The organism is Pseudomonas sp. AC083 (genome assembly GCF_979253165.1).
The window spans coordinates 62,230-87,273 of record NZ_CEEDDH010000001.1 but is presented as its reverse complement, the minus strand read 5'-3'; the positions used below and the strand labels follow the sequence as shown (position 1 = coordinate 87,273).

20 protein-coding genes are annotated in these 25,044 nt (G+C 59.6%); 7 read left to right on the top strand and 13 right to left on the bottom strand.

The features are described from left to right. Positions 1-144 precede the first annotated feature (144 nt). The 3 genes from AC0IXA_RS00310 to AC0IXA_RS00300 are packed head-to-tail and all read left to right on the top strand — an operon-like array spanning position 145 to position 4,331. Positions 145-1,536, top strand: coding sequence for a GntP family permease (locus tag AC0IXA_RS00310; protein WP_016774505.1), 1,392 nt, complete (start codon positions 145-147; stop codon positions 1,534-1,536). A gap of 7 nt (positions 1,537-1,543) precedes the next feature. After that, positions 1,544-2,317 (top strand): 3-hydroxybutyrate dehydrogenase, encoded by a 774-nt coding sequence (gene hbdH, locus AC0IXA_RS00305; protein WP_122610517.1) that lies wholly within the window; start codon positions 1,544-1,546, stop codon positions 2,315-2,317. Positions 2,318-2,375: 58 nt separating this feature from the next. Then, positions 2,376-4,331, top strand: coding sequence for an acetoacetate--CoA ligase (locus AC0IXA_RS00300; protein ID WP_471811072.1), 1,956 nt, complete (start codon positions 2,376-2,378; stop codon positions 4,329-4,331). Between the two features lie 48 nt (positions 4,332-4,379). Here the strand turns inward: AC0IXA_RS00300 and AC0IXA_RS00295 are convergent, their stop codons facing one another. Together AC0IXA_RS00295 and AC0IXA_RS00290 are read right to left on the bottom strand one after the other, a co-directional pair. Continuing rightward, positions 4,380-8,138: a hypothetical protein gene (locus AC0IXA_RS00295; protein WP_471811070.1), complete on the bottom strand. Its 3,759-nt coding sequence runs from the start codon at positions 8,136-8,138 to the stop codon at positions 4,380-4,382. Between the two features lie 134 nt (positions 8,139-8,272). Further along, complete coding sequence (locus AC0IXA_RS00290) at positions 8,273-9,382, bottom strand: PilT/PilU family type 4a pilus ATPase (protein ID WP_130926598.1); 1,110 nt, start codon at positions 9,380-9,382, stop codon at positions 8,273-8,275. Between the two features lie 109 nt (positions 9,383-9,491). Here AC0IXA_RS00290 and AC0IXA_RS00285 point away from each other — a divergent pair, with 109 nt between their 5' ends. Both AC0IXA_RS00285 and AC0IXA_RS00280 read left to right on the top strand, forming a co-directional pair. Beyond that, on the top strand, positions 9,492-12,041 hold the full coding sequence (locus AC0IXA_RS00285) for a PAS domain-containing hybrid sensor histidine kinase/response regulator (protein ID WP_341637675.1): 2,550 nt from the start codon (positions 9,492-9,494) through the stop codon (positions 12,039-12,041). A 40-nt stretch (positions 12,042-12,081) separates the two neighbouring features. Beyond that, a complete protein-coding gene (locus AC0IXA_RS00280; RefSeq protein ID WP_007912322.1) occupies positions 12,082-12,357 on the top strand; it encodes a peptidylprolyl isomerase in 276 nt (91 codons plus the stop codon). A 116-nt stretch (positions 12,358-12,473) separates the two neighbouring features. Here the strand turns inward: AC0IXA_RS00280 and kdgK are convergent, their stop codons facing one another. The 8 genes from kdgK to AC0IXA_RS00240 form a co-directional block, all read right to left on the bottom strand. Beyond that, on the bottom strand, positions 12,474-13,394 hold the full coding sequence (gene kdgK, locus AC0IXA_RS00275) for a 2-dehydro-3-deoxygluconokinase (RefSeq protein ID WP_336352786.1): 921 nt from the start codon (positions 13,392-13,394) through the stop codon (positions 12,474-12,476). Positions 13,395-13,528: 134 nt separating this feature from the next. After that, entirely contained in the window at positions 13,529-14,743 is a 1,215-nt protein-coding gene (locus tag AC0IXA_RS00270; protein ID WP_471811067.1) for an amino acid deaminase, read from the bottom strand. 38 nt (positions 14,744-14,781) lie between these two features. Beyond that, positions 14,782-15,546, bottom strand: coding sequence for an IclR family transcriptional regulator (locus AC0IXA_RS00265; RefSeq protein WP_136493653.1), 765 nt, complete (start codon positions 15,544-15,546; stop codon positions 14,782-14,784). A 147-nt stretch (positions 15,547-15,693) separates the two neighbouring features. Next, positions 15,694-16,083, bottom strand: coding sequence for a RidA family protein (locus tag AC0IXA_RS00260; RefSeq protein ID WP_016774497.1), 390 nt, complete (start codon positions 16,081-16,083; stop codon positions 15,694-15,696). A 31-nt stretch (positions 16,084-16,114) separates the two neighbouring features. Then, positions 16,115-16,906: an amino acid ABC transporter ATP-binding protein gene (locus AC0IXA_RS00255; protein ID WP_471811064.1), complete on the bottom strand. Its 792-nt coding sequence runs from the start codon at positions 16,904-16,906 to the stop codon at positions 16,115-16,117. Then, positions 16,903-17,565: an amino acid ABC transporter permease gene (locus AC0IXA_RS00250; RefSeq protein ID WP_016774495.1), complete on the bottom strand. Its 663-nt coding sequence runs from the start codon at positions 17,563-17,565 to the stop codon at positions 16,903-16,905. The genes AC0IXA_RS00255 and AC0IXA_RS00250 overlap by 4 nt, the downstream gene beginning before the upstream one ends. Positions 17,566-17,574: 9 nt before the next feature. After that, complete coding sequence (locus AC0IXA_RS00245) at positions 17,575-18,237, bottom strand: amino acid ABC transporter permease (protein WP_471811062.1); 663 nt, start codon at positions 18,235-18,237, stop codon at positions 17,575-17,577. A gap of 51 nt (positions 18,238-18,288) precedes the next feature. Next, the gene (locus AC0IXA_RS00240) at positions 18,289-19,137 is read right to left on the bottom strand and encodes a transporter substrate-binding domain-containing protein (RefSeq protein WP_016774493.1); all 849 of its coding nucleotides are present in this window, start codon (positions 19,135-19,137) and stop codon (positions 18,289-18,291) included. A gap of 458 nt (positions 19,138-19,595) precedes the next feature. Here AC0IXA_RS00240 and AC0IXA_RS00235 point away from each other — a divergent pair, with 458 nt between their 5' ends. Together AC0IXA_RS00235 and AC0IXA_RS00230 are read left to right on the top strand one after the other, a co-directional pair. Then, complete coding sequence (locus tag AC0IXA_RS00235) at positions 19,596-20,027, top strand: thioredoxin family protein (protein WP_341637678.1); 432 nt, start codon at positions 19,596-19,598, stop codon at positions 20,025-20,027. A gap of 113 nt (positions 20,028-20,140) precedes the next feature. Further along, positions 20,141-21,217 carry a GGDEF domain-containing protein gene (locus AC0IXA_RS00230; RefSeq protein ID WP_471811060.1) on the top strand — a complete coding sequence of 359 codons (1,077 nt, stop codon included), beginning with the start codon at positions 20,141-20,143 and terminating at the stop codon, positions 21,215-21,217. Positions 21,218-21,252: 35 nt separating this feature from the next. On the opposite strand, the gene AC0IXA_RS00225 is transcribed toward AC0IXA_RS00230, so the two are convergent. The 3 genes from AC0IXA_RS00225 to AC0IXA_RS00215 all read right to left on the bottom strand — a co-directional run bounded on the left by AC0IXA_RS00225 (position 21,253) and on the right by AC0IXA_RS00215 (position 24,845). After that, on the bottom strand, positions 21,253-22,812 hold the full coding sequence (locus tag AC0IXA_RS00225; protein WP_122699206.1) for a TerC family protein: 1,560 nt from the start codon (positions 22,810-22,812) through the stop codon (positions 21,253-21,255). A gap of 357 nt (positions 22,813-23,169) precedes the next feature. Further along, positions 23,170-23,862: a vWA domain-containing protein gene (locus AC0IXA_RS00220; RefSeq protein WP_341638014.1), complete on the bottom strand. Its 693-nt coding sequence runs from the start codon at positions 23,860-23,862 to the stop codon at positions 23,170-23,172. Next, positions 23,835-24,845, bottom strand: coding sequence for a magnesium chelatase ATPase subunit I (locus AC0IXA_RS00215; protein ID WP_122610530.1), 1,011 nt, complete (start codon positions 24,843-24,845; stop codon positions 23,835-23,837). Before AC0IXA_RS00215 ends, AC0IXA_RS00220 begins: the two co-directional genes overlap by 28 nt. Positions 24,846-25,044: the final 199 nt, after the last annotated feature.

Below are 25,044 nucleotides of genomic sequence, written 5' to 3'. Positions count from 1 at the left end.
TTAAGAGACAAAAACAGCTCCCAGAACGCGACTCTGATCTAATTTCCTTATATTTCAAACAGTTAGAAGATTGGCACAAATCTCGCTAACCCACTCTCCGCACCCGTTCCACCCACAAAAATAACAATCCTGGAGAGACACACCATGAGTGTGATCATTGCCTTGGCAGCCCTGACGCTGCTGATGCTCGCCGCCTACCGTGGCTACAGCGTCATCCTCTTTGCCCCGATCGCCGCCCTCGGCGCGGTCCTGCTCACCGATCCGTCCGCCGTTGCCCCTGCGTTCACCGGGGTGTTCATGGACAAGATGGTCGGTTTCATCAAGCTCTATTTCCCGGTATTCCTGCTCGGCGCGGTGTTCGGCAAGCTCATCGAACTGTCCGGTTTCTCGCGCTCGATCGTCGCCGCTGCGATTCGCCTGCTTGGCACCAAACAAGCGATGCTGGTGATCGTGCTGGTGTGCGCCTTGCTCACTTATGGCGGCGTGTCGTTGTTCGTCGTTGTCTTCGCTGTTTACCCGTTTGCAGCGGAGATGTTCCGCCAGAGCAATATTCCCAAACGTCTGATCCCGGCGACCATTGCCCTCGGTGCATTCTCGTTCACCATGGACGCCCTGCCCGGCACGCCGCAGATCCAGAACATCATCCCCAGCACCTTCTTCAACACCACCGCATGGGCGGCGCCGTGGCTGGGGGTGATCGGCACGATTTTCGTGTTCTGCGCCGGCATGCTGTTTCTGCAGCGCCAACGCAACAAGGCGCAACGTGCCGGCGAAGGTTACGGCACTGAACTGCGCAACGAACCGGAAACCGCCGAAGACCTGAAGCTGCCCAACCCGTGGATTGCCCTGTCGCCATTGCTGGCGGTGGGCATCATGAACCTGCTCTTCACCCAGTGGATTCCGCAGTGGTACGGCAAGACCCACAGCCTGGCACTGCCGGGCATGGCCGCGCCGGTCACCACCGAAATCGCCAAGCTCACGGCGATCTGGGCGGTGCAGGCGGCGTTGCTGGTCGGCATCCTCATGGTCCTGGCGTTCGGTTTCAAGGCGATCAAAAGCAAGCTCGCCGAAGGCAGCAAAAGCGCGGTCAGCGGTGCGTTGCTCGCGGCCATGAACACCGCGTCTGAATACGGCTTTGGTGCGGTAATCGCTTCGCTGCCGGGGTTCCTGGTGCTGGCCGACTGGCTCAAGCAGATTCCCAATCCGTTGGTCAACGAAGCGATTACCGTGACACTGCTCGCCGGCATTACCGGATCGGCGTCGGGCGGCATGAGCATCGCGCTGGCGGCGATGTCCGAGCAGTTCATCAGTGCAGCGCACGCGGCGAATATTCCGCTGGAAGTGCTGCACCGCGTGGCCGCGATGGCCAGCGGCGGCATGGACACCCTGCCGCACAACGGCGCGGTAATCACCTTGCTGGCGGTGACCGGACTGACCCACCGCGAAGCCTACAAAGACATTTTCTGTATTACGCTGATCAAGACCCTCGCGGTTTTCGTGGTGATCGGCACTTTCTACGCCACTGGCATTGTGTGAGGTATTCATGACCACTCTTTCCGGCAAGACAGCCTTGGTAACCGGCTCCACCAGCGGCATCGGCCTGGGCATCGCGCTGACCCTCGCGAAAGCGGGCGCCAACCTGATTCTCAATGGCTTCGGCGACGCCTCGAAGGTGATCGCCGACGTCGCTCAGTACGGCGGCAAGGTCGGCCATCATCCCGCCGATGTCAGCGACCCGGCGCAGATTGCCGACATGGTCGCCTACGCCGAGCGCGAGTTTGGCGGCGTCGACATTCTGGTCAACAACGCCGGCATTCAGCACGTTGCGGCCGTAGAAGAGTTTCCTGTTGAGCGCTGGGATTCGATCATCGCGATCAACCTGTCATCGGTATTTCACAGCACGCGGTTGAGCCTGCCGGGCATGCGCCGCAAGAATTGGGGGCGCATCATCAATATCGCCTCGGTGCACGGCCAGGTCGGCTCCACCGGCAAAGCCGCGTACGTCGCCGCCAAGCATGGCGTGATCGGTCTGACTAAAGTGGTCGGGCTGGAAACCGCGACCAGCAACGTCACCTGCAATGCGATCTGTCCGGGCTGGGTGTTGACGCCGCTAGTGCAGAAGCAGATCGATGATCGCGCGGCCAAGGGTATTGATCCGCAGCAGGCGCAGCATGATCTGCTGGCGGAAAAACAGCCGTCGCTGGAGTTCGTTACACCGCAGCATTTGGGTGAGCTGGTGCTGTTCTTGTGCAGTGAAGCCGGCAGCCAGGTGCGCGGCGCGGCGTGGAATATTGATGGTGGGTGGTTGGCGCAATAAACACCTGGCCATTGTGGGAGCGAGCCTGCTCGCGAATCCGATAAGAAGAGGCAAACCCATGTCCGACATCCTCTGGCAACCCGACGCCCAGCGTATCGACCGTTCGCGGATGGACGTTTTCCGGCGCGAAATCAATCAGCGGCATTCGCTTGAGCTCGACGGCTACCCTGCCCTGCACCAATGGAGCATCGAGCAGCGCCCGGCGTTCTGGCAGGCGATCGTCGATTTCTTCGACATCCGCTTTCACACCCAGCCCGACGCCATCTTGCGTGAAGGTGCGGAAATGCCCAGCGCCGAGTGGTTTCCGGGCGCGACGCTGAACTTTGCCGAACACCTGCTGCGCCGCCGCGACGATGCCGTGGCGGTGGTTGCTGTGGCGGAAAACGGCCAGCGCGAACAACTGACCTGGGCCGAACTGGCCGAACACGTCGCCGGTTTTCAGGCGAGCCTGCGCGCAACAGGCGTTGGCCTGGGTGATCGCGTGGCGGCGTGCATGCCCAACACCTGGCAAACCCTGGTGGCGATGTTGGCCACCACCAGCCTCGGCGCGATCTGGTCCTGCTCGTCGCCGGACTTCGGCACCCACGGCGTGATCGATCGCTTTGGCCAGATCGAACCGAAAGTGCTGCTCACCTGCGCCGGTTATCAATACGCCGGAAAAATCCTGGATCAGACCGCCAAGCTCAACGAAATCCTGATACAGCTGCCGTCGCTGCAGCAGTTGATCATCGTGCCGTACGCCCGTCCGCAAGCGCGCATCGAGGATTACCAAACCCTGGCCGATGTCTGCTTCTGGGAGGATTTTTATCAACCCGGCGGCGAACCGGATTTCGCTCCAGTGCCGTTCAATCATCCGCTCTACGTGCTGTACTCCAGCGGTACCACTGGCGTGCCGAAATGCATCGTCCACAGCACCGGCGGTGTGCTGCTGCAACACGTCAAGGAACATGGCTTGCACTGCGACCTCGGTCCCGGTGACCGCTTGTTCTACTACACGACCTGCGGCTGGATGATGTGGAACTGGCTGGTTTCAGGGCTCGCGGTGGGCAGCGCCGTGGTGCTCTACGACGGCTCGCCGTTTCATCCGGACCATCAGCGCTTGCTCGATCTGATCGACGACGAACGCATCAGTGTGTTTGGCACCAGTCCGAAATTCCTTGCCACGTTGGAAAGCAGCGGCGCCAGGCCCCGCGAAAGTCATGATTTGGGCAGTTTGAAAACGCTGCTGTGCACAGGTTCGGCTTTGTCACCGCAAAGCTACGATTTCGTTTACCGCGACTTCAAAACCGATGTGTGTCTGGCCTCGATGTCCGGTGGCACCGACATCGTTTCCTGCTTCGTCAATGGTAATCCGCTGTCGCCGGTGCGGCGCGGGGAAATCATGGGCAAGAGCCTGGGCATGGCCGTCGAAGTGTGGAACGACGCTCGCCAGCCGGTGATCGGTGAGAAAGGTGAGCTGGTCTGCACACGGCATTTCCCGGCGATGCCGATCGGCTTGTGGAATGACCCCGACGGCTCAAAACTCCGCCAGTCCTATTTCAGCCTGTTCCCCGGCGTCTGGGCACAGGGTGATTACGCCGAACAGTTGCCCCACGGCGCGATGATGATTCATGGCCGCTCGGATGCGGTGCTGAACCCGGGCGGCGTGCGCATCGGCACGGCGGAAATCTATCGTCAGGTCGAGAAAATCACCGAGGTACTGGACAGCGTCGCCATCGGTCAGCAGTGGCAGGATGATGTGCGGGTCGTGCTGTTCGTGCGTTTGCGCGATAGTGTCGAACTCGATCAAGGACTCGAACAGCGAATCCGCGAGGTGATCCGCGCCAATACCACGCCGAGGCATGTCCCGGCGCGGATCGTTGCAGTGACGGACATACCGCGCACCATCAGCGGCAAAGTCGTGGAGCTGGCGGTGCGTGATGTCGTGCATGGAAGGCCGGTAAAAAACACCGATGCACTGGCCAATCCCGAAGCGCTGGAGCAGTTTCGGGATCGACCGGAACTGGCTGATTGAAACCGGCACTGACGCCCTCATCCGACAGGCTGGCGGCAGTGCTTTTCATCAACGAGGTTTGTTCAAGGTAATGACCACCGGCTCGCCAATCGCCCGGCCCGCACTGGCCTCGAGCGCACTGTCGAGAACAGTCATGTTTTGATCGAAAGTGACCTCGTCAGTGATCAGTTGACTCAGCAATGAGGTGACCAGCGTGAGCGAGTCGGCGTTTTCGAAGGCTCTGGACGGCGCATGACAATCAGTGCCGCTCTGCGACTGCGCCAGGCAACCTGCCCCCAGATTGAGCAATACGGACACATCCAGCTGCTGTCCGCTGTCACTGGCATGCACGGCGTCGGTGGCATAACCGACATCGTCGGTTTGTGCGCTGGCGTGGAACAGCTCATGAATCAGGTCGTCGGCGATCACATCGTGGTTCAGACCCATGCTGACGAAGTGTCGATTGAAGTTTTTCGTGTAGACCTCAACAAACGCTATAGCGCAATCACCGCTCGAACCCGCGTCTTTCCAGCGCTGGTAATTGTTTGCATCGAACGATGCCAGGGTGTCGTTGATCTTGAGGCCGTCGAGAACCATGTTGCTCAAGGAGAAACCGGCGAAATCGAAGCGGATCAAACGCAAGTAGTTCACCAGCCGATCAGTGGACACCTGAGAAGCATCGCCGAACACGATCTTCATCAGCGCGTCGCGATCGCGTTTGAAATCATGACGGTTGAAGATTTCCAATGCGTTGTCGATCTTGGCCCGTGCACGGGGCAGGCTTTGCTCGATGAACTTGCGCGTGTAACTGAGCGGCAACGTGCGCGGCGAAGCAGGCAGCTGCAAGGGGGCTTGATACACAAAACCCTCCAGAGACTTGCCCCACAAGTTGCCGCGTCGATTCAGCGAGTACCATTTGTCACCACTGCGCGCGGCCAGCACGGCGACGGCTTCATGCGTAGCCCCGCGTGGCCGCCAGCTCCCCAACCCGAATTGCGCGTTATCGGCCGCTTCAAGCAGATCATAGGATTGCCGGCGACCGCTGATCCTGTGCAATTGCCCCCTGGCCAGAGTAATCAGGTCATGAGTGTTCTTGTTGAACCGCAGCAGGCCCTTGTGTACCAGTTTACCGCCCGCCTGCAGACCAGAGGGCACACCGTCGAAGGGATTGAAAAGCGAGATGGCCGAAGTAAACGCCAGCCGGGTGAAACGCGCGGCCTTGGCAGTAGTGGAAATGGCCCTGGTGGAAATACTCAGCGCCTTCGAGCTGGCGCCAGCCACTGTTCCCACCAGGCCGATGCCGTCCATCAAACATCCGTAAACCCCGTCCACCATCTTGTTGTGTTCGCCCGAGGCGATGTCCTCGATGCATTTTTTGAACGGCACCAACAGGTCGATGAAGTAAGTCAGCAAGCGTTCGCCCTCTTCCCGGGAGAGCTCGAGCGGCGTCGGTACACGCACGAGCTCTCTGAGCTCGGTTTTATTCAGGAACGGTCTGTTCTCGGCGAGAAACCCGGCGATGCGCACGACGTTCGGGTCGTTGAATTTCTGGTAGAACCCTGGTTGCAACTGCGCAGATTGCGCTGGTGCTTTCAGCGCGCCGAAGTAATCGATGATCGCCATACTGCTGCTGATCGAAGCGTCCTCGGCCGCGGCATGGGTATAGCGCCTGATGTTCAGCGGAACGCTCTGGGTCAGGGTGTTGCTCAGGGGCGTCGTCATGTTGGCACTGGCGCTCATTCTTGAGCGTTGCTGAAGCTTTCTTTCCCGCCTGATGAAAGCACCCAGCGCATCATTCCTGCGGGTTTCTGCACGCGAAGTGAATAATTCATAACAAAGATCAGCGTCTTCATCAGACGTGTACATCACAACGCCGAAGCGGCCCGTGGCGGCATCCCGGCTGTGTTGTGTTTCTTGTTCAAGCCCTAGATTCAAAGGTCCGCCGGCCCGGCGCGTAGTCACATAGGATGCCGATTCGCGCACGGTGAAAAAATGAATGTCGGCATTCATGAACACTTGCAGATCCGCTTCCGGCATGTGTGCCAACGCCAGCTTGACGGCAGACATCATGCCGCCGTTCACCGCTTCGAAATGCACGGCCAACTGACGATCCATTTCCTCGTCACAGGATTCAATCGTCAGCAGTCGCGGATAACGCTGATAAAGACTGAGACCCGCAGGGTTGTAGTTGATCGCAGGTTGCAGCAATCCGTTGACGATCAAACGTACGGTGCGCCTGTCCCACTGACCGGTGACCAGATCGCCCGATTGGTGCAGCTCGACCATGGACATGATTAGCTGTCCGCCTTTCTCGGACAGCGCCTTTTCATCCAGTGTGTCGCAGCCAGGTGCAGCTTTTCTCAATTGGCTTCGGGCAATTTCCGCTCGGTTGGGTAACGGTGTCGAAAATGCGCGGGCTAGCTGGGCGAATTGGTCTGCGTGGTGCTCAAACGCGTCAATCGCCCTTCGTGTACAGGTTTCTTCTGCCTCTTCGAGTTCGGCTCTGGAGATAATCCGGTTGAGCAACGCCCACTCCACGATCGGGTCGATCAGCGCCAGATCGCGCATATGCTTCTGCGCTTCACTGACCGGCTCCAGTTCGCCGTAAGCGATGATCTGTGCATAGGTCAATTCCCGCGAGGCCCCGGTCTTTACTGCCTCGACCAATACTACAGCGCGACAGAACTTGACCCAGGCGATCGACCCAAGTGTCACTTCTGTCGGAATTTTCCTGACCAGAAATTCGGGTGCGTTGCGTGCCAGGAGAAGATGAACCACCAAAGGCGCCAATATCGGATCTACCCAGCGCTTGTTCCGCACAAACTCGGTGTAATCCTCGAGTATCTCTGATGGATGGCGCTCAAGATTGTCTGGCGAGTACAGGTCCCGCCGTTCGACCAGGTGGCGATGGCCGATCGATGGGTCCAGGTCGAGTAGGATCGCGGTCATCAACAATTGGCGGAGAATATTTTCGGAAAGCGTTTGCCCGTCATTCACCCCGTACCAATTCAGCTCTTTGATATAACTTCTGGCAAGATCCAGCGAAACTGGATAGGCGACAAATTCAACGAGGCGCTGCGCCGCCGTTTCGTGAGATATATCCGCGCGCCCCGTGACGTTGTACAAGGCTGTCAACAGTTTGCGCTTCGGCATCAACTTGGCGGTGACGCCACGAATATCTGCAAACTGCTCTTCGGATAACGCGTTGTGACTCTGCTCACTGGATTGAAAGTGATCCCAAAAAGCAACTGGCTCCCTGACCTCGGGTGAAAACTTGAACAAGCCGATCAAGTTACTGATCTTGGCCTTGGTGTCAGGCAGATCGATATCATGAAACTTGAACCACTGATCCAGGGTTACATCCAGATCGGGCCATACAAAACCGCCGGCGACTGCGGCAATGTCGGCGATGAGACTCACCGTCGAGCGCGTAGGTTGACTGTATTCAAAATACTGCGCCGCAACCAGATCTACCCAACCTCTGACGGCACGAACTTCCATCTTGCCTTCCGGCGTAATCCGAACCAGGCCGTTATGCTCGCGCGCCTCCTCTCGACCGATTGCACCAATGACCGGCCCGGTTTTCAGCAGTTCATTGAGCAGAAGTCTGCCGGGGTTATATATTTCATGCAGTGAAGAGCCTGGTTGCAACTCTACTTCACGCCCATACCAGTCTATATCGTGATCTTCAGTGTACTCATTCAATGCCTCTTCCAGATGCCGAAGAACCATATCGCGCTCGGTAGCATCTGCCGCAGACCGATACTTCCATTCAGCCAGCGCAACTTTCGATGGGCGGAATACTTTATTTTTCTTAACTTCGCTCAAGGTAAAACCTAATCAAACCAACTAGCTGACCATTCAGCGTGATGACGTTTTACCCAAACACATACAACCGAACCACGAGTTAATTATTAAGTGTTGTTGCCGTGCAAACACTCGATGCAATCGAAGACACCAAGTCAATCCATCAAACCCCACTCGCCAGTGCCTGTATTGTTAACACCTGCCTGATCGTGCTGAAGTTTGATTCGCAACTTCAAGTTATTCACCGAATCGGCATTCTTCAATGCTTCCTGCTCACTGATTGCACCTTCTGCAAACAGCGCAAACAGTGCCGCGTCAAATGTCTGCATACCGAGTCCGGTCGATTTTTCCATCATCGGCTTGAGCTCTTCGAACTGGCCGCGTCGGACCAGGTCAGCGATGGTCGGCGTACCCAGAAGAATTTCGACTGCCGCGCGCCTTTGCCCATCGACAGTGCGGAGCAGACGCTGCGAAACACAGGCTTTCAGGTTGTTGCCCAATGTCTGCAAAAGCTGTTCGCGCTTCTCCTCGGGAAACATATTGATGATTCGATCCAGCGCCTGATTGGCGTTGGTCGCATGCAGCGTCGACAACACAAGATGGCCGGTATCAGCGAATGACAGCGCATGCTCCATGGTTTCGCGGTCACGGATCTCACCAATCAATACAACATCCGGAGCCTGGCGCAGAGTGTTCTTCAAAGCCGCATGAAAGCTTCGGGTATCTACGCCGACTTCACGCTGATTGATGATCGAGCGCTTGTGCCGATGGATATATTCGATCGGGTCTTCGATCGTCACAATGTGTCCGGCACTGTGACGGTTGCGGTGATCGATGAGTGCCGCCAGCGAAGTCGACTTGCCTGAACTGGTCGCGCCGACAAAAAGAATCAGGCCACGTTTGAGCATCACCGTTTCCAGCAACACCGGCGGCAGCTTCAGGTCTTCGAATCGCGGGATGTCGACCTTGACGTTGCGGATCACGATCGAAACGTCGTTGCGCTGCTTGAAAATGTTCACCCGGAACCGCCCGACGCCCGTTCGGGAGATTGCCAGGTTCATTTCCAGATCCCGGTCGAACTCCCGGCGCTGCTCGGCGTCCATCAGGGAGGTGGCGATGGCCGCGGTTTCGCCGGGTTTGAATGGCTGATCGCTGAGCGCCGTCAGCACGCCATCAATGCGCGCGCTCGGCGCTGCGCCGGTAGAGAGGAACAGATCCGAGCCGTTTTTTTGCGACAATATTGACAACAGTGCATCGATTTCCATGGCTGAAAGCACCCGCGAAGCATTGAATGAGCAAATTTGGCCGACGCTTGGCGCGGCTCCTGCAACAATGATAGACCCCGTCTCACCGAACCACGCTCAGGATTGAAACATGAATGCTGTATCCACCACCGATGACGCTCAGGCCCTGATTGCCCGCACCGACTGGAGCCGCAGCCCGCTGGGCGCCGCCGGCACCTGGCCGCAGAGCCTGCGCACGGCGGTGGACATCGTGATTCATTCGCCGATGCCGATGCTGCTGTTATGGGGGCCGCAACTCACGCAGATCTACAACAATGGCTTTGCCCTGCTCGCTGGCAGCAAGCATCCCGAAGCGTTCGGGCAGCCGACGCATGAGGTCTGGCCAGAGGTGCGGGATTTTGCCGAGCCGATATACCAGGCGGTGCTGCAGGGCCAGGTGCGCAGCTTCAGCGAGCAGCGGTTCAGCGTGCAGCGGGACGGCAAAAAAACCGATTTCTGGCTGGATCTGACCTACAGCCCGATTCGCGATGAAACCGCACAGGTGGCCGGGATTCTGATCACTGCCATCGAAACCAACGAGCGCCGACGCATTGCCCTGGAATTGCAGCGTCGTTCCGAAGAAAGCCTCAAGGCCCAGCGCCAGTCCGAGGAGCGTCTGCAACTGGCCCTCGCCGCCACCGACGCCGTCGGCACCTGGGATTGGGACATTGGCGAAGACCGTTTCATCGCCGATGCGCACTTCGCCGAACTGCACGGCGTCGATCCGACCAGGGCCGGGCAGTTGCCGATCAGCGAATACATGCACGGGGTGCACCCCGAAGACCGCGCCATGGTCGCGCGCGGCATCAAATACTGCATCACCCATGGCACCGAGTACGCTGAGGAATATCGCCTGTTGCAAGCCGATGGCACGCTGCGCTGGGTGTTCGCGCGCGGGCGTTGCTACAAGGATCATCATGGTCGGCCGATGCGCTTTCTCGGCGCGGCGCTGGACCTGACCGAACGCAAACATACGGAGCAGGCGCTGCGTCAGAGCCAGACCGAATTGCAGTTGATCATCAACGCCATGCCGATCCTGATCAGCTATGTCGACGCCGAAGAACGCTTTCGCTTGAACAACGCAGCCTATCTGGACTGGTACGGCCTGACGCCGCAGGAGTTGTATGGGCGCACGATCCGCGAAGTCATCGGCGAAGAGGCGTATTTCCTGCGTGCGCCGTACATCGCCGAAGCACTGGCCGGGCGCTCCTGCTCCTTCAGTTTCTACACGCCGCACCGCGACGGCAGCACCCGTCATGCCCTCATGAATTATCTGCCGCGACATGGCGCGGACGGCGCAGTGAATGGCTTCTACATCTTTGTCATCGACGAAACCGAGCGCAAGAAAACCGAGGAAGCCCTGCGCAATCTCAACGAGACCCTCGAAGAGCGCGTCAGCGCGCGCACCGAGCAACTGGCTCAGGCCAACGAGCGTTTGCAGAACGAGATGTTCGAACGCGAGCGCGCCGAAGACGCCTTGCGCCACGCGCAGAAGATGGAAGCTGTCGGCCAGCTCACCGGCGGCATCGCCCATGACTTCAACAACATGCTCACCGGCATCATCGGCAGCCTCGACTTGATGCAGCGCTACATCGCCAACGGTCGCGCCGATGAGATTGGTCGCTTCACCGAGGCGGCCGTGTCGTCGGCCAACCGTGCGGCCGCGCTGACGCATCGCTTGCTGGCCTTCTCGCGGCGCCAGTCCTTGGATCGCAAGCAACTGCACGTCAACGAACTGGTGCATTCACTGGAAGACCTGATCCGCCGCACCAAGGGCGATGCCATCGAGCTGCAACTGCGCCTGCCCGAGGATTTGTGGCCGGTGAGTACCGACGTCAGCCAGCTGGAAAATGCCCTGCTCAATCTGGTGATCAATGCCCGCGACGCGATGCCCGACGGCGGCACGTTGCTGATCCAGACCGCGAACGTGTATCTCGACAGCAGCGACACCACCATTCTCGAGCCGGTGAAGGCCGGGGAATACGTGATGCTAGCGGTCAGCGATAACGGCACCGGCATGACGCCGTCAATCCGTTCCAAGGCGTTCGACCCGTTTTTCACCACCAAACCGATCGGCCAAGGCACCGGGCTCGGCCTGTCAATGATTTATGGTTTCGCCCAGCAGTCCGGCGGCCATGTCAGCCTCGACAGTGTGCCGGGGCAAGGCACTTGTGTACGTCTGTACTTGCCGCGTTTGCTTGAGCCAGCACCCGAATCCTCGTCTGTGGAGAAAGCCGAACCGATTGCAGCTTCATCTTCAGGCGAGACCGCGATTGTGGTCGAGGATGATCCGGCAGTGCGCATGCTGGTGCTCGATCTGCTCAAGGAACTGGGCTACACAACCTTCGAAGCGGAAAACGCCACGAACGCCCTGCCCGTGCTCGAGTCCGTGCAACGCGTCGATCTGCTGGTTACCGATGTCGGCCTGCCGGGCATGAACGGTCGGCAGTTGGCGGAGATTGCTCGCCAACATCGTCCGGGGCTTAAAGTGCTGTTCATGACCGGTTACGCGCAGATTGCTGCCGAGCGTCAGGGCTTTCTTGAAGAGGGCATGGACATGGTCGCCAAGCCCTTTGTCCTTGAAGTGCTGGCGAGCAAGATTCGCAAGTTGAGCAACCCGACCCCGCGACTTGAGGCATAATCGCGCGCCCCGCTGTCACCCCGTTATCAGGTATTGCACGATGAAAGCCCAAGCCCGCCACATTCTGGTGAAAACCGCCGAAGAGGCCGAACAACTCAAACAGCGCATTGCCAAGGGCGAAGCGTTCGATGTGCTGGCGAAGAAATTTTCCACCTGCCCGTCCGGCAAACGCGGCGGCGACCTGGGCGAAGTGCGGCCGGGGCAGATGGTCGGCGCGATTGATGCGGTGATTTTCAAGAAGCCACTGCGCACCGTGCATGGGCCGATCAAGAGCAAGTTTGGTTATCACCTGGTGCAGGTGTTTTATCGGGATTGATCGGCTGGCTGCCGGACTTCTTCGCGAGCAGGCTCGCTCCCACATGTCGACCGCGTTTTCATTGTGGGAGCGAGCCTGCTCGCGAACCGATTGCGCAGCAAGCGGCCATTCTCTGATTACCTGGGGATCAGCGCTCCAGGCACCTGTATCACCCGACTGGCCAATTCATGTCCCGCTTGCGCCGCCTCTGCCGGACTGCCGCCGAGCAAGCGCCTGGCCAGGTACGCCGCACTGAACGAATCCCCCGCCGCCGTGGTGTCGACAACCTTATCGACCTTCTGCGCCGGCACTTCAAACGCCTCCCCCTGACAACGAATCAGGCACGCCTCGGCGCCGCGCTTGAGCACCACTTCCGGCGTGCCGATCTGTGCGTACGTGGCAAACACCTCAGCGCAATCGGCAAACCCGAACAATGCCTGTTCGTCATCCACCGTCAGCAACGCCAGATCGACATATGGCAAGACGCTGCGATATGCCGCGCGCGCCTCTTCCACCGACGCCCACAGGCGCGGGCGGTAGTTGTTGTCGAAAACGATGCGTGCGCCGCGCTGTCTGGCTTCAATCAGGGCCTTGATCAGTCGGGCGCGGCCTTGCATTCCGAGTACGGCGAGGGTGATCCCACTGAAATACAGCACGTCGTAGTGCGGCAACGCCGCGAGGATCGGCTCGGCCGCAGGGGTGGTGAAGCAATCGCGTACCGCCGCTTCGTTGCGCCAGTACAGAAAACGCCGCTCGCCGTTGGCGTCGGTCTGGATGCAATACAAACCGGGCAGCCGACCGGGCAGGCGCTGCACCAGATCGAGGCCGATGCCTTCGCTGCGCCAGATCTGGCACATGGCGTCGCTGAAACTGTCATCGCCCAGCGCGGTGACGTAGTCGACCTGCGCCTTGTCGCCCAGCGCACGGGACAGATACACCGCCGTGTTGAGGGTGTCGCCACCGAAGCTTTGCTGCAGACTGCCGTCGGCGCGTTGCTGCAGTTCGATCATGCATTCGCCGATCAGGGCGATGCGCGGGGTGTTGCTGAGGATTTTCATCGGGTGGGATCTCGGGTGGTTCAGTGGTGGCTAAGCGGGCGTCTTCGCGAGCAGGCTCGCTCCCACAATGGAGCGCATTGATCTTGTGGGAGCGAGCCTGCTCGCGAATAGCCGCCGCAACGCAATCTCAAGCCTTAGAAACAAGTCTCCATGGTCTCGATGACCGCCATCTGCTTATCCACCAGCAACCCAACACGCCATTTATCGAACGTCAGGCACGGGTGCGATGTACCAAATGAGATGATGTCGCCGACCCGCAACTCGACACCCGGCGCCACGGTCATGAACGCATGCTGATCCATCACCGCGGTGACCTTGCACGCGCCGACATCATCCCCCGCCGCCGGCACCACACCGGCCTTGTAGCGCAACAACGGCACCGGCAAACCGGCATCGAAGGCGACGTCGCGCTTGCCCAGGGCGATCACCGCAAAACCCGGTTCCGGCAGCGACTGCACATGGGCCCAGACTTCCAGTGCCGGACGCAGACCCTCGTGCAAATCGCTGCGACGGTCGAGCACGCAGCACTGCGCCTCTTTGTAGATGCCATGGTCGTGCGCGACATAACTGCCCGGGCGCAACACACTGAGGAAGCGGCCAGCGGCGTTCTGGGTTTCGAAAGATTCGGCGATCAGGTCGTACCAGGCCGAACCCGACGCAGTGATGATCGGTCTGGCGATGGCAAAGGCGCCGCTGTCCTGTAGCTGCACCGCGAGGCGAACCAGCGACGCGGCGAATTCGCGAATGCCACGGACCGCGTGGTCGCCGTGAATAACACCTTCGTAACCTTCGATGCCGGTCAGGGCCAGTGCCGGTTGCGCATCGATGGCCTTGGCCAGCTCGATGACTTCCTGCTCGCTGCGGCAACCGCAACGGCCGCCAACCACGCCGTATTCGATCATCACGTTGAGCTTCACTCCCCGCGAAGCGAAGTAAGCCCCAAGGTCGGCGACGTTGTCGGGGTGATCGACCATGCAATGGAAATCGAACGTCGGATCAGCGAGCAGGTCGGCAATCAACGCCATGTTCGGCGTGCCGACCAGTTGATTGGCCATCAACACCCGGCGCACGCCGTGGGCATAGGCGGCGCGGGTCTGGGTGGCGCTGGCGAGGGTGATGCCCCAGGCGCCGGCGTCGAGCTGTCGTTTGAACAGTGCCGGAGTCATGCTGGTTTTGCCGTGAGGCGCCAGTTCGGCGCCGCTGTCGCTGACAAATTTCTGCATCCAGCGAATGTTGTGCTCCAGCGCCTCGCGGTGCAGCACCAGCGCCGGCAGGCTGACGTCGCGAGTCAATTGCGCACCGATGGCGGCGTCGCCTTTTTCTACGGCAGAGTTGATGGCAGTGGTCATGGTCCAATCCTCACAGGCGCGGCCGCAGGCAGCCGCGGTTATTCGTTGATCCGCCGGGCGAGGCTGTTGGCGCTCTCGATCAGCACCCGGCGATAGTCGTTGTAATTGTTTTTCGCATCGGCGCGCGGGGCGACGATGCACAAAGTGCAAATGGCCACGCCCTGCCGGTCTTTGACCGGCGCGGCGAAGCAATGGGTGAAGGTGTCGGCGACGCTGTCGAAGGAGAAGAAACCATCGCTGCCGGCCTGACGAATCTCCGCCAGAAAACGGTCCAGTGGCAGGCGTTCGCCGTCGGGCAGGATGTAGTCGTCTTCGTCGATCAGGTCGATGATCTGTTGATCGCTCAAGTGCGCGAGCAACAGACGCCCGGAAGCTGTCCATGGGATCGGCGCGTTTTCGCCGATATCCGATGAGATGCGGAAATGCCGCTCGCCCTCCTTCATCAACGCCACGGTGTATTTGCGCCCGTTGAGCAGACACATCTGCGCAGTTTCGCGGGTCTGGCTGACGATCTCCTGCAAAGCGTGATCGGCCTCGCGGCTGAGGTCGAAATGGCGCAAATGCGCCTGGCCAAGGAAGTACAACTGGCGGCCAAGGTAGACGTGGCCGTCCTTGCCCACCGGCTCGAGAATCCGTCGCTCCAGCAAGGATGCGACCAGTTCGTAGACCGTCGATTTCGGACTGCCGATGCCGTTGGCGATGTCGTTGGGACGCAGGGGCTGGCCGATTTCCTTGAGAAAATCGAGGATATCGAACGCCCGGTCCAGACCGCGTGCCCGGCGCTTGATGGTGTCTTCGGTCATGTCAGTGGTTTCCATTCAAAGTCGCCGGGAGTTTACCGAGAGTCCAGTGTCGCCTGTTACATCGCTTTCGCGAGCAGGCTCGCTCCCACAGGAAAACGCATTCCAAATGTGGGAGCGAGCCTGCTCGCGAAGAGGGCTGCACTTGTTTCAGGCCTTCTTCTTGTAGGCAATGCAGTCGATCTCAACCTTGCAATCAACCATCATGCTCGCCTGCACACAGGCCCGCGCCGGGGCGTGTTCGGGTTTGAAATACTCGGCGAAGACCTTGTTGAAACTGCTGAAATCCCGTGGATCGTCCAGCCAGACGCCGGCGCGGACCACGTCCTCGAGGCCATAACCAGCCTCTTCGAGAATGGCGATCAGGTTCTTCATGGTCTGGTGGGTCTGTTCGACGATGCCGCCAACGATAATCTCGCCATCCACCGCCGGTACCTGGCCGGACACATGCAGCCAGCCATCCGCTTCAACAGCGCGGGCGAATGGACGAGGCTGGCCGCCGGCGGCGGTGCTGCCGGTGCCGTAACGCGTAATGCTCATGGGTGTTTCTCCTGATTGCAAAAGTACAGATTCAAAACCGCGTGCTCTTGAGAAATTCCGCCAGACGCGGCGATTGCGGGCGTTCGAACAGTTCCTTGGGAGGCCCCTGCTCTTCGATCCGCCCTTGATTCATGAAAACGATCTTGTCCGAGACCTCAAAGGCGAAACGCATTTCGTGGGTCACCAGCAACATCGTCATGCCGTCCTCGGCCAACCCCTTGATCACGTTGAGCACCTCGCCAACCAGTTCCGGGTCGAGGGCCGAGGTGACTTCGTCAAAGAGCATCAGACTCGGGTTCATCGCAATCGCTCGGGCAATCGCCACGCGCTGTTGCTGACCGCCGGACAACTGACCGGGAAAGTGATTGCGCCGCTCCAGCAGGCCAACGCGCTCCAGCCATTTCTCCGCGAGCACTACGGCTTCGTCCTTGTGCATCTTCTTCACCTTGAGCAGGCCCAAGGTGACGTTCTGCAACGCGGTCAGGTGCGGGAAGAGGTTGAATTGCTGGAAGGCCATGCCGGTCATCGCACGATGGCGGGCAATGACCTTTTCCGCATGGCGCACGCGTTTGCCGTTGACCTCGTCGTAGCCGATGGACTCGCCGTCGAGCAGGATCTGCCCGCCCTGGAATTCTTCGAGCATGTTCACGCAACGCAGCAGCGTGGTTTTGCCCGAACCGCTGGAGCCGATCAGCGTGACGACGTTGCCGCGCTGCATGCTCAGGTCGACACCCTTGAGCACTTCCACCGTGCCGTACTGTTTGTGCAGGCCGCGAATGTCCAGCAATGCCTGATTTTGTGAAGCAACTTGAGCTTGAGTCATGGCAGGGCCACCCGCTTTTCAATGTGCCGGCCGAGTAATTCGATGCCGTAGTTGATGACGAAGAACAGAAAACCGGCGAACAGGTAGAACTCCAGGGTCATGAAGTTCCGGGCGATGATCTGTTGTGTGCTGAGCAGCAATTCGGCGACGCCGATCACCGAGAGCAAGGTCGACGCCTTGACGATTTCGGTCGACGAATTGACCCAGGTCGGCAGGATCTGCCGCAATGCCTGAGGCAACAGGACGTAGCCGAGGGATTGGTAGAACGTCAGGCCGATGGCTTTCCCCGCCTCCATCTGCCCGCGCGGCAAGGCTTGCAGCGCACCACGAACGATTTCGGCGACGTGCGAGCCGCAAAACAGCGTCAGGCCCAGGGCTCCGGCCTGAAACGCACTGATCTGCCAACCGAGCGCCGGCGCCATATAAAAGCAGGCCAGCACCAATACAAACACTGGCGTGCCGCGAATCAGATCGACGTACAGCCGAAACGGCGCGCGCATCCAGAATCTGCCGTAAGTCAGGACCAGGCCGGCAACCACGCCGAGCATGGTGCCCAACACAATGGCCAGCGCCGAGACCTGCACGCTGGTCAGAAAGCCCTGCCACAACGGCTCGCGCGCGACCCACAATTCATGCAACCAACTGGGAGATTCGTACATCGCAGCCTCCTATCGGCGGATCGCCAGACGCTGCTCGAGGTAACGCAGCAGCATGGCAATGAGGTAACAGGCCGCGACATACAACGCCGTGGTCACCAGCCAGGTTTCGATCACCCGGTAGCTCTCGACGTTGATCTTGCGCGCGTAATAGGTCAGCTCCGGTACCGCAATCGCAGCCGCCAGCGAGGTGTCCTTGAACAGCGAAATGAAGTTGTTCGACAGCGCCGGCAACACGTTGCGCAGCATCACCGGCACGGTGACGTAAGCCTTGACCTGCCATTCACCGAGACCGATTGCCAGCCCGGCTTCGCGCTGGCCTTTGGGAATGCTCAGCAAGCCGCCACGGAAGACTTCGGTCAGGTACGCGCCGGCATACAGCGACAGCGTGATGATGAACGAAGGAATCTTGTCCAGACGAATGCCAAGGCTGGGCAGCGCAAAGTACATCAACAGAATCAACACCAGGATCGGCGTGTTGCGTACCACCGTGACGTACACCGAGGCCAGCACCCGCAAGGCGCGATGCTTCGAAAGCAAGGCAAACGCCATCAGCAGGCCGATCACGCAGCCGATGGCGATCGACACCAGCGCCAGCTGCAAGCCCAGACCGAGCCCCGCCAGCAAGGTGTCGAAATCGCGCCACACGGCGGCAAAGTTCAACTGATAGTTCATGGTCAGCAGTACCTTGAGCGGGGCGATTTAACTCGCCCCACTCTCACGGGATCATTTGAATTCGACTGGGAAACCGATGGCTGGAGATGGCAGATCAACACCGAACCATTGTTTGAACGAAGCGGCGTAGGTCGGGAACTCAACTCCGGTCATGGCTTCATGCAGCGCGGTGTTGACGAAGTTCAGCCAGTCCTGATCGCCACGTTTGACGGCGCAAGCGTAAGTCTGCGGACTCCAGGCATAGCTCGGGCTGCGGTAACGGCCGGGATTCTGCACCATCAGGTATTTGACCGAGGACTGATCGGTGGCAGCGGCATCGGCGCGACCGGAGTTCACCGCCTGGTACATCAGATCGACGCTGTCGTACTGGTCGACCTTGGCCTTGGGCAATGCCTGATGCACCAATTCTTCGGCGTAGACGTTCTGCAGCACCGCAACGGTGACGTCATCGCCCGCCGCCTGCAGGTCTTCGATTTCCTTGTACTTGCTGTTGTTCGGCAACAGCAGGCCAACACCTTCGCGGTAGTACGGCAAGGTGAACGCGACTTGCTGGGCGCGGCTGGCGGTAACGGTGATGAACTGGCAGCTCATGTCGACCTTGTCGGTGAGCAGATTGGGAATCCGCGCATCGGACGACTGCACCACGAACTCGACCTTGCTCGGGTCGTTGAACAGCCCTTTGGCCACGATCCTGGCGATGTCGATATCAAAACCCTGCAACTTGCCGTCCGCGCCCTGAAAGTGCCACGGCGCATTGGTGCTGCCAGTGCCCACGATCAACTTGCCACGGGCGAGAACACTGTCGAGCTTGCTGTCGGCAGCCTGGGCCAGGCCCATGACCGAGGAAGAAGCCGCGAGAACAAAAACACACGCTTTGAACAACGAAGGACGGCGATGCATGGCAAGCACTCCAGAATTGTGTTTATTCCGCTATACCGGAACACGGTTTGTTACTACGGAATAGACAGCAGAAAGTGTGCCACAGGAATCTCGCGAAATCTGTAACTGCTTTTAACGCTATTGGAATCAACAAGATATGATTCGTGGACCAAGGGGTTTGGCCCGACTTAGAACGAAGGAAAGACCTGACACAGCCATTAAAGGGGTAATGCGTTCCCAACTTGGGTCAGATCGCGCCGTTGTGGTGCGAATCAGGGTGACAGTTGAACAAGACCCGGTATCAGCGCTTTAGCGCCTGCCTGTAGACATCCCCACCCTGCCGTTTCCCGACGGCTATCACCGTCACGACAGCACTTCTCGTGGTTACGCACCCCACCTGTAATTTCTGACAGTAGACCGCGACGCCCCTGCTCCTTTAACGTCAAGGTGCCTACCCGCTCGTTGAAAAGGACCCTTCGATGAACGCCACAAACACAACTTCCGCGCTGGATCCGGTCTACCGCAAAGCCCTGAAAACCTGGCGTCCGGTCATTCTGTATTTCGCCAATGATCACTGCCCCGCCTGCGAATGGGCCGGGCCGATCTTTCGGCAGATTGCCGAGCCATACCGACTGCGCGCCAACATCTATATGCTCAACACCAGCCAATCGCCCAAGCACCCGAACGTCACGGGCACGCCGACAGTGCTGTTCTATAAAAACGGCAGGCTGCTGAAAAAGCTCAAAGGTATCGGCACCGAGGAAACCCTGGCGAGGGATATGGCCCGGCATGTCGGCAGGACAAAGGCTCCCGCAACGCCACGCAAACATCACCATGATCTGGCATGGCTGCGGCGCACCCTCAGGACGTTGCGCACCGTCACTGGTTCGCGCCACCGGGTTTTGCGCTGACCCGACCGGTATTGGACAACCTGTTGTCTGCCTGCTTTGCTGTTGAGCAAACACATTGCGCGCCGCCCGCCGGTTCGGGTGGTTGCCAGATTTGCGCAGACAGCAGGATAAGCATGTTCGAAACCATTGAAGCGCAAGCATTGAAGGAAACCGCGTCTAACGAGTTGAGGGACGAGTTTCTCCAGCGCGAGTTCGAACGGCTCAAACCATTCAGCCTGTTGATCTACGTGGTCAGTGTGTTCATGTGGCTGCTGTTTGATCTGATCGTCAGTTTTCTCGGCGGCCAAGGCTTCACGTGGCGCTCGATGGCGTTTCTCGCTGGTTTCGCGCTGTTGACGGTGGTGCTCGGTTTTACGCGCAGGGCTAGCCATTTCGATGTGCTCACCCTGTTGCTGGTCCTGGGATTGACCGTCGGTGTGCGAATGATCGTCGACGGCCTCGCGCCTGCTTCGCACAGCTTGTGGCTGGTGCTGGCAGCAGCGAGCATGTTGTACAGCGTGTCAGTACTGCCGCTGCGGCGCTGGGCGTTCTTTGCGGTACAAGTTGTGATCTGGGTGATCCTCAACCCGTTTCTCGCCACCACTACCGAAATCACTGAACTGCGCGGCGTTCTGACTGCCTGCTACAGCGTGTTCCTCTGCGCACTCACGGTGTACACCTTTTTGAAGTTCCGTGAGGCCAAGCTGAACAACTACCTGATGTCGCGGTTGCTGCTGGATCAGGCCTATAACGACCCGCTGACGCAGATTCCCAACCGACGCTCGTTCATGACCCACGCAGGGCAACGGCTGCTGGCAAGCCCGCGCGAGCGCGATCATTACCTGATGATGATCGACATCGACAACTTCAAGAAGGTCAACGATACCTACGGGCATGACATCGGTGATGAGGTGCTCATTCGCGTCGCAGCCGATATCAAGGCAGTGATGATTGCGTTTGACTACGCGCGTATGGGCGGTGAGGAGTTCGCGATCTATCTGGCGGGAGTGCGGCGCGAGGATGTTGAAAGCCTTGCCACGCAACTGTGCCAGTCAGTGCGTGAACACCCCACCCGGCACCCGGTCACCATCAGCATCGGCATTACCCGGGTGGCCGAGGGTGACTCGTTGAATCAGGCGCTGATCAAGGCGGATGCGGCGTTGTACGAATCAAAGCATACGGGCAAGGACCGCTTTACGTTTCATCAGTAACAAGCGCAGCGACCGCTGCGCCATTCCACGAATGCTCAAGCCACCTCACGCTCCAGCAACACCCGCGTCACCCGTCGCTCTTCAACCGCTTTGACGGTCAATTGCCAGCCCTCGTATTCCAGTCGATCTCCGGTCATCGGCAACCGATCCAGCAGACTCATTACCAACCCGGCCATGGTCTGATAATCCTCGGTCGGCTCGGCATCGAAGCCGGTACGCTGGCGAACGCGGGCCAAGGGCAGCGCGCCACTGACCAGAAACCCGCCGCGCTCTTCGACCACATCAGGGCCTTCGATTTCACTGGCATCGGGCAACTCACCGGCGATCGATTCGAGGATGTCGGTCATGGTCAATACGCCGACGAAATCGCCAAACTCATTGACCACGAAGGCGATGTGCGTCGATGCCGCGCGCATCTGCTCCAGGGCATTGAGGATCGAATAACTGTCGAGCAGATTGACGGTCTTGCGTGCCAGATGCTCAAGGTTCGGCTCGTTGCCGGCCAGATACTCCTTGAGCAATTCCTTCTTGTGTACGAAGCCCAGCGGCTCGTCCACCGCGCCATCGCGAATCAGCGGCAAGCGTGAATACGACGAATGCATCAGCTTCGTGCGAATGGCTTCGGCGTCATCGGCAAGATCAATCAGGTCAACGTCGGCGCGCACCGTCATCAGGTTGCGAATCGGCCGCTCCGCCAGTTGCAGCACACCGCTGATCATCACCCGCTCACGACGGTCGAACAGCTCGGCCACCGGCGCTTCACCGTTGTCCAGCAGGTCGGAGATTTCCTCACCAACCTCCTCCGCCGCCAGCTTGCGGCCACCGAGCAGACGCATCACCGCATGGGCTGTGCGCTCGCGCATCGGGCGCACGCCCTGCATCGAACGTTTGCGCCGAGCCCGGGCGATCTGGTTGAAGACTTCGATGAGGATCGAGAAACCGATCGCGGCGTACAGGTAACCTTTCGGAATATGGAAGCCCAGACCTTCTGCGGTCAGGGCAAAACCGATCATCATCAGGAAACCCAGACACAGCATGATCACGGTCGGATGTGCGTTGACGAAGCGGGTCAGCGGCTTGCTGGCGACGATCATCAGGCCGATGGAAATGATCACGGCGATCATCATCACCGCCAGTTCATCGACCATGCCCACAGCGGTAATCACCGCATCGAGGGAGAACACCGCGTCGAGCACCACGATCTGCGCCACGATCGGCCAGAACAGCGCGTAGGTTGTGTTGGTCGAGCGCTCGCCGACATGGCCTTCGAGGCGCTCATGCAACTCCATCGTCGCCTTGAACAACAGGAACACGCCACCGAACAGCATGATCAGATCACGACCGGAGAAGCTCTTGTCGAACACCTCGAACAACGGCTGCGTGAGCGTAACCAGCCAGGAAATGCTCGCCAATAGGCCCAGGCGCATGATCAACGCCAGCGACAGGCCGATGATCCGCGCGCGATCACGCTGATGCGGCGGCAGTTTGTCGGCAAGAATTGCGATGAACACCAGGTTGTCGATACCCAGTACCAGTTCCAGCACGATCAGAGTCAACAGGCCTAACCAGGCTGTGGGATCCGCTAACCATTCCATAAAACGTCTCGATCTCTCTTCAGTGAATTCAGGCGGCCGGACACGGCGAAGTGCAACGCAAAGGCTCAAGAGCCGCGTTATCAACCATAGTCGGAAGTCGGAAGACGGGGTGCTGCGAAAGGATCAAGACCGCGCGAAGGCGTGCTGGAGAGTGCTGACTGGGAGGCTCCGAGAGGGTGTTCATGTAGATCCTGAATGAAAAATGGCCTTGGAGCGTACAGGTTCAACCGGCCTGTTCTATAGAGGCAAATCATTTCAAAATCTGTATGAATGAACTCGACCGGAGATTTTCAGCGTTGCTGAAGACGCCTTCGCGAGCAGGCTCGCTCCCACAGGGTGCGAGCGGCGCGGCGGATTTCAGCGCAAACCCAGCTCATCGATATGCTGATACTGCGCTTGCAGCGCGGTCGCCAGATCCTTCGCCCGGCCCAGTCGAATCGGCCCGCGCTCGATGTCGATGAGCAATCCGGGGCACGCCAGCACGGGCAACGCCGACAGCTCTTTCACGCGACCATCGGTCACGATCAGGCAGCGTTGCTGTTCGGCGGGAAAACGCTTGCGCCGCAGCGTCAGCCATTGCTGCGCCTGTTCCAGTGCCGCGAGCAACGGCGTGCCGCCACCGGCGCCCAGACCGTCGAGCCAGACGCGCAGGCCGCTTGAGGCCTTCAAGCCTTGCACCTGCCATTTCGGCGCAAAACCACTGGCGGTCAGCAACGCCAGCCGCGCCCGCTGGTGGTAAGCATCGTCGAACAACTGCGCGAGCAGGCCCTTGGCATCGCTCAAGGCCTGATGGCGACGGGTCGAGGCCGACGCGTCGACGATCACCAGCCAGATTTCATGGGGCGAGCGGGTACGCTGTTGAAACAGCAGATCGGCGCGGCGCTGGGGGCGGCCATTGAGCAGCGTGCCCGGCCAGTTCACCGATCCGCTGCCGGCCGCATGCCGCTGGCCCTGGCGGCCATTGTCTAGTTGTCCGGCACGGGGTCTGGCATTCGCCCCCGCGTCGGACCGGGGGCGAATGCCTAGGGCTTTTTTGCCAGTGGTGGCCAGCTCGGAACTTCGCGGCGGGTACCGGTGGCTTGCGCCGTCGCCGGCATCTCGCCCCACTGGCCCTGCCCTTCACCGGATTTGCTGTCTGCGCCTGACGGAGATTGCGCTTGTGGCTCCGCGCCGGCCAAGGGCTGCTCGCGACGGCGATGGCGCAGGGCAAATTCGGCCACCGCGTCGATGTCCTCTTCAGCAATCGCATCCGCCCCACGCCACGCCGCATGGGCGCGAGCCGCGCGCAACCAGACCAGATCGGCACGCAAGCCATCGACGCCAGCAGCGAAACAACGCTCGGTAATCAACGCCAATGCCGCGTCATCCAGTGGGATGGCTGCCAAGCGCTCGCGGGCGCTTTCACAGCGCGAACGCAGGATGTGTTGCTCGCTCGCCCACTGCGCGCAGAACCCTTGTGGATCGCTGTCGAAATCCAGCCGCCGGCGAATGATCTGTCCGCGTTCGGCGGGCGCGGTGTGGCCGCTGAGGGCAACGTTCAAACCGAAGCGGTCAAGCAGTTGCGGCCGCAGTTCGCCCTCTTCCGGGTTCATGGTGCCGATCAGGACGAATTTGGCCGAATGCCGATGGGAAATGCCGTCACGCTCGATCAGATTGGTACCGCTGGCGGCGACATCGAGCAGCAGGTCGACCAAGTGGTCGGGCAGCAGATTGACCTCATCGACATAGAGCACGCCACCGTCAGCCTTGGCCAGAACACCGGGCGAAAACTGCGCGCGACCGTCGCTCAGGGCAGCGTCGAGATCGAGGGTGCCGACCAGCCGCTCTTCGGTAGCGCCCAACGGCAAAGTGACAAACTGGCCGCTGGCGAGCAGATCTGCCAGGCCCCGGGCCAGCGTCGACTTGGCCATGCCGCGCGGACCTTCGATGAGTACGCCGCCGATTTTCGGGTCGATGGCGGTCAGGCACAGGGCGAGCTTCAAGTCATCGGCGCCGACCACGGCGGAGAGTGGGAAATGCGGGGTGTCGGTCATTTGGGTTTTCCCTTTCGTGGTCTTTGGTGTGCTTGAGTTTTAGTGGGGTGTCAGTTGGGTGGCCCTCACCCTAACCCTCTCCCAGAGGGAGAGGGAACTGATCCGGGTGTTCTTGAAAGTTGCGCCGACCTGAATTATCGATTTGAACTCAGGCCTCAAAACCAACACAAATCGGCTCCCTCTCCCTCTCCCTCCGGGA

Coding starts and splice junctions, on each gene's coding strand:
- AC0IXA_RS00310 (WP_016774505.1), top strand. CDS start 145: ATGAGTGTGATCATTGCCTTGGCAGCCCTGACGCTGCTGATGCTCGCC.
- hbdH (WP_122610517.1), top strand. CDS start 1,544: ATGACCACTCTTTCCGGCAAGACAGCCTTGGTAACCGGCTCCACCAGC.
- AC0IXA_RS00300 (WP_471811072.1), top strand. CDS start 2,376: ATGTCCGACATCCTCTGGCAACCCGACGCCCAGCGTATCGACCGTTCG.
- AC0IXA_RS00290 (WP_130926598.1), bottom strand. CDS start 9,382: ATGGAAATCGATGCACTGTTGTCAATATTGTCGCAAAAAAACGGCTCG.
- AC0IXA_RS00285 (WP_341637675.1), top strand. CDS start 9,492: ATGAATGCTGTATCCACCACCGATGACGCTCAGGCCCTGATTGCCCGC.
- AC0IXA_RS00280 (WP_007912322.1), top strand. CDS start 12,082: ATGAAAGCCCAAGCCCGCCACATTCTGGTGAAAACCGCCGAAGAGGCC.
- kdgK (WP_336352786.1), bottom strand. CDS start 13,394: ATGAAAATCCTCAGCAACACCCCGCGCATCGCCCTGATCGGCGAATGC.
- AC0IXA_RS00270 (WP_471811067.1), bottom strand. CDS start 14,743: ATGACCACTGCCATCAACTCTGCCGTAGAAAAAGGCGACGCCGCCATC.
- AC0IXA_RS00265 (WP_136493653.1), bottom strand. CDS start 15,546: ATGACCGAAGACACCATCAAGCGCCGGGCACGCGGTCTGGACCGGGCG.
- AC0IXA_RS00260 (WP_016774497.1), bottom strand. CDS start 16,083: ATGAGCATTACGCGTTACGGCACCGGCAGCACCGCCGCCGGCGGCCAG.
- AC0IXA_RS00255 (WP_471811064.1), bottom strand. CDS start 16,906: ATGACTCAAGCTCAAGTTGCTTCACAAAATCAGGCATTGCTGGACATT.
- AC0IXA_RS00250 (WP_016774495.1), bottom strand. CDS start 17,565: ATGTACGAATCTCCCAGTTGGTTGCATGAATTGTGGGTCGCGCGCGAG.
- AC0IXA_RS00245 (WP_471811062.1), bottom strand. CDS start 18,237: ATGAACTATCAGTTGAACTTTGCCGCCGTGTGGCGCGATTTCGACACC.
- AC0IXA_RS00240 (WP_016774493.1), bottom strand. CDS start 19,137: ATGCATCGCCGTCCTTCGTTGTTCAAAGCGTGTGTTTTTGTTCTCGCG.
- AC0IXA_RS00235 (WP_341637678.1), top strand. CDS start 19,596: ATGAACGCCACAAACACAACTTCCGCGCTGGATCCGGTCTACCGCAAA.
- AC0IXA_RS00230 (WP_471811060.1), top strand. CDS start 20,141: ATGTTCGAAACCATTGAAGCGCAAGCATTGAAGGAAACCGCGTCTAAC.
- AC0IXA_RS00225 (WP_122699206.1), bottom strand. CDS start 22,812: ATGGAATGGTTAGCGGATCCCACAGCCTGGTTAGGCCTGTTGACTCTG.
- AC0IXA_RS00215 (WP_122610530.1), bottom strand. CDS start 24,845: ATGACCGACACCCCGCATTTCCCACTCTCCGCCGTGGTCGGCGCCGAT.